Below are 4523 nucleotides of genomic sequence, written 5' to 3' on the forward strand. Positions count from 1 at the left end.
GAGCAAGCCCGCTCCCACGGTAGTTCTCGGGTGTACACAAAATTTGTGCTCACTGGAAATCCAATGTGGGAGCGGGCTTGCTCGCGAAGAGGTCCTAGAAGTCACCCCAAAGCTGCTGAGCCACCGCCAGTGCAACCACCGGCGCAGTCTCGGTACGCAGCACGCGTGGGCCGAGGCGGGCGGCGTGGAAACCGTTGCCCTTGGCTTGCTCGACCTCGGCGTCGGACAAGCCGCCTTCGGGGCCGATCAGGAACGCCAGGGTCGCCGGTTTGGCATGGCTCACCAGCGGCTCCGCCACCGGGTGCAGCACCAGTTTCAGCTCGGCTTCGGTCTGTTTCAACCAGTCCGCCAGCAGCACCGGCGGATGAATCACCGGCACCCGCGAGCGACCGCACTGCTCACAGGCGCTGATCGCCACCTGACGCCAGTGCAGCAGGCGTTTGTCGGCGCGTTCGTCCTTCAGGCGCACTTCGCAGCGGTCGCTGAAGATCGGGGTGATTTCCGTCACGCCCAGCTCGGTGGCTTTCTGGATCGCCCAGTCCATGCGTTCGCCACGGGACAGGCCCTGGCCGAGGTGGATCTGCAGCGGCGATTCAATCTGCCCGGCTAACTGCTCGTCGATCTGCACGACGACGCGTTTCTTGCCGACCTCCACCAGCGAGCCGCGAAACTCATGGCCGGAGCCGTCGAACAGCTGCACCGCATCGCCCTCGGCCATGCGCAGCACGCGGCTGATGTAATGCGCCTGGGCTTCCGGCAGTTCGTGTTCGCCGGTGCTCAGGGGGGCGTCGATAAAGAAGCGGGACAGTCTCATTTCGGGTCTCTGGAAAGATGTGAATCAGTTGGATCGGTGTCGACTTCATTCGCGAGCAAGCTCGCTCCCACATTTGGAATGCATTTCCCTGTGGGAGCGAGCTTGCTCGCGAAAGCGGCAGTTCAGGCGCCACAAATTTTCAATCAGCCCGGATCGCGGAACCCCGGGTGGAAATCTTTTGGCACGGCCACGCTGACGCTGTCACGGGTGGCGATGTCGATGCCTTCGCTGGCGACTTCGGCGAGGAAGTCGATCTGCTCCGGGGTAATCACGTACGGCGGCAGGAAATACACCACGCTGCCCAGCGGACGCAGCAGCGCGCCACGCTCCAGCGCATGCTGGAACACCTTCAAACCGCGACGTTCCTGCCAAGGGTAGGCCTCTTTGGTGGCTTTATCCTTGACCATTTCGATCGCCAGCACCATGCCGGTCTGCCGCACTTCGCTGACATTCGGGTGATCGACCAGATGCGCAGTGGCCGAGGCCATGCGCCGGGCCAGGGCCTGGTTGTTCTCGATGACGTTGTCCTGCTCGAAGATATCCAGGGTCGCCAGCGCCGCCGCACAGGCCAGCGGGTTACCGGTGTAGCTGTGCGAATGGAGGAAGGCGCGCAGGGTCGGGTAGTCGTCGTAGAACGCGCTGTAGACCTCGTCGGTGGTCAGGCACGCCGCCAGTGGCAGGTAGCCGCCGGTCAGGGCCTTGGACAGGCAGAGGAAGTCCGGGCGGATGCCGGCCTGCTCACAGGCGAACATGGTGCCGGTGCGGCCGAAGCCGACGGCGATTTCGTCGTGGATCAGGTGCACGCCGTAGCGGTCGCAGGCTTCGCGCAGCAGCTTGAGGTACACCGGGTGATACATGCGCATGCCGCCGGCGCCCTGAATCAACGGCTCGACGATGACTGCCGCCACGCTGTCATGATGTTCTGCCAGTGTCTGTTCCATGGCGGCGAACAGGTTGCGCGAATGCTCTTCCCAGCTCATGCCTTCGGGGCGCAGATAACAATCCGGGCTGGGCACCTTGATGGTGTCCATCAGCAGCGCTTTGTAGGTCTCGGTGAACAGCGGCACGTCGCCGACCGCCATCGCTGCCATGGTTTCGCCGTGGTAGCTGTTGGTCAGGGTGACGAAGCGCTTTTTGTTTGGCTGGCCGCGGTTGAGCCAGTAGTGAAAGCTCATTTTCAGCGCGACTTCGATGCAGGACGAACCGTTATCGGCGTAGAACACCCGGTTCAGGCCTTCCGGGGTCATCTTCACCAGACGCTCTGACAGTTCGATCACCGGTTGATGGCTGAAACCGGCCAGAATCACGTGCTCCAGCTGATCGACCTGATCTTTGATGCGCTGGTTGATGCGCGGGTTGGCGTGGCCGAACACGTTGACCCACCAGGAGCTGACGGCGTCGAGGTAGCGCTTGCCTTCGAAGTCTTCGAGCCAGACGCCTTCGCCGCGCTTGATCGGGATCAGCGGCAGCTGTTCGTGGTCTTTCATCTGGGTGCAGGGATGCCACAGCACTGCGAGGTCGCGTTGCATCCACTGGTTATTCAGGCCCATTTACAGTCTCCTCGAGGCGGCTCGCGTCAGGCGCGGGCAAACAATCGCGCAAGCCTATGCAATGCATCGCGCCGGGACAACCCATTGCGTCTATTGAGCTACTTTGTATGGGCCGATAGACGTCGCTGGCGGCGTTTTGATGGCTGACGTATTCTTCGCGGTTCTTTGGGTCGTCTGACCCGCAAAACTGCTTTTTTCCTACGTGTATTTCCGGAGTTCGCTGAATGTCTGTCGGTTGGCTGCGCGCCTGTGCGCTGGTGATGTTGGGGCTGTTCAGCGTTACGGCGCTGGCCAAGGATAAAACCGCAATCGTGATCGGCGGCGGCCTGTCGGGCCTGACCGCAGCTTACGAGCTGCAAAACAAGGGCTGGCAGGTCACGCTGCTCGAAGCCAAGCCGAGCCTGGGCGGTCGCTCGGGCATGGCCACCAGCGAGTGGATCGGCAACGACAAGACCCAGCCGGTGCTGAACAAATACGTCTCGACCTTCAAGCTGAGCACCACGCCAGCCCCTGAATTCGTGCGTACACCGGGTTATCTGATCGACGGTGAATATTTCTCCGCTGCCGATCTGGCGACCAAGCAGCCGGCCACCGCCGATGCCCTGAAGCGCTACCAGAAAACCCTCGACGATCTGGCCCGTTCGATCGACGACCCGCAGAACCCGGCCGCGACCAACACCCTGCATGCGCTGGACCAGATCAACGTGTCGAGCTGGCTCGACAAGCAGAACCTGCCGGCCACCGCGCGTCAGCTGATCAACCAGGACATCCGCACCCACTACGACGAGCCTTCGCGTCTGTCGCTGCTGTATTTCGCCCAGCAGAACCGCGTCTACCGTGGCGTCTCTGACCGTGACCTGCGCGCCTCGCGTCTGGTCGGCGGCAGCCAGGTGCTGGCCCAGGCGTTCGTCAAACAGATCAAGACCATCAAGACCAACTCGCCGGTTTCCGCGATCACTCAGGACAAGGATGGCGTGACCGTCAAGGTCGGCAGTGTCGGCTACCAGGCTGACTACGTGGTGCTGGCCGTGCCGCTGCGTGCGCTGAACAAGATTGCGCTGACCCCGGCACTGGACGCTCAGCATCTGGCCGCGATCAAGGGCACCAACTACGGCTGGCGCGACCAGATCATGCTCAAGTTCAAGACGCCTGTGTGGGAAAGCAAGGCGCGCATGTCCGGTGAGATCTACAGTAACGCCGGCCTCGGCATGCTCTGGATCGAGCCGGCGCTGAAAGGTGGCGCCAACGTGGTGATCAACCTGTCCGGCGACAATGCCCGCGTGATGCAAGCGTTCGGCGACAAGCAGATGGTCGATCAGGTGCTGATCCGTCTGCACGCGTTTTATCCACAGGCCCGTGGCTCGTTCACCGGCTATGAAATCCGTCGCTACAGCACTGACCCGTCGATGGGCGGCGCCTACCTGGCTTACGGCCCGGGCCAGATCAGCAAGTTCTGGCGCATGTGGGAGCGCCCACTGCAACGCGTAGCGTTTGCCGGCGAACACACCGACACCCTGTATCCGGGCACTCTGGAAGGCGCGCTGCGCACCGGTCAGCGTGCGGCCAGTCAGGTGGAAGACCTGGCAGCCGGCAAGTCGTTTGAGCCGGTCAAAGTGGTTCCGGCCGCAGCAGCGGCAGGCGCGGCGGGTGCCGTGGCGGCGAAGAAGGGCAACTTCTTCAGCAACCTGTTTGGCGGTTCGGATGACGAGAAGAAGCCAGAACCTGTGAAGGCGCCTGAACCGGCTCCAGCGCCAGTGTCTCCAGCGCCTGCACCGGCTCCGGCACCTGCGCCAGCTCCGGTGGAAGCGCCGAAACCAGCGACCCCGGTGAAGGCTGAACCGGCGAAGAAAGCGGCGGCCAAGCCTGCAGCGAAGAAGCCGGCGGCGAAAACCGAGGCGAAGAAGCCTGCGGCCAAACCTGCGGCGAAAAAGGCTGAACCGGCGAAGAAGCCTGCGGCGAAACCTGCTGCTGCTCCGGCTCCAGCAGCAAGCACCGACAGCAAAGCGCAGTAAGGCTTTGCGGTGAATGAAAAAGCGCGGCTCTCATGCCGCGCTTTTTTTTGGCCTGTAAGACCGCTATCGCGAGCAGGCTCACTCCTACAGGGGATCGCATTTGTCCAGTTGGAATACGGTCACTGTAGGAGTGAGCCTGCTCGCGAT

3 protein-coding genes are annotated in these 4523 nt (G+C 62.5%); 1 reads left to right on the top strand and 2 read right to left on the bottom strand.

Features of this window, described 5'->3' with window-relative positions; translation table 11 throughout:
* Positions 1-94 precede the first annotated feature (94 nt).
* Together QMX91_RS29205 and QMX91_RS29210 are read right to left on the bottom strand one after the other, a co-directional pair.
* Positions 95-814 (bottom strand): 16S rRNA (uracil(1498)-N(3))-methyltransferase, encoded by a 720-nt coding sequence (locus QMX91_RS29205; RefSeq protein WP_098966038.1) that lies wholly within the window; start codon positions 812-814, stop codon positions 95-97.
* 143 nt (positions 815-957) lie between these two features.
* Complete coding sequence (locus QMX91_RS29210; protein WP_024164438.1) at positions 958-2364, bottom strand: adenosylmethionine--8-amino-7-oxononanoate transaminase; 1407 nt, start codon at positions 2362-2364, stop codon at positions 958-960.
* Between the two features lie 224 nt (positions 2365-2588).
* On the opposite strand from QMX91_RS29210, the gene QMX91_RS29215 reads away from it, so the two are divergent.
* Complete coding sequence (locus QMX91_RS29215; protein WP_282413785.1) at positions 2589-4376, top strand: flavin monoamine oxidase family protein; 1788 nt, start codon at positions 2589-2591, stop codon at positions 4374-4376.
* The last annotated feature ends 147 nt before the right edge of the window (positions 4377-4523 follow it).

The organism is Pseudomonas sp. PS01299 (assembly GCF_029960145.1).
Taxonomy (GTDB): domain Bacteria; phylum Pseudomonadota; class Gammaproteobacteria; order Pseudomonadales; family Pseudomonadaceae; genus Aquipseudomonas; species Aquipseudomonas putida_A.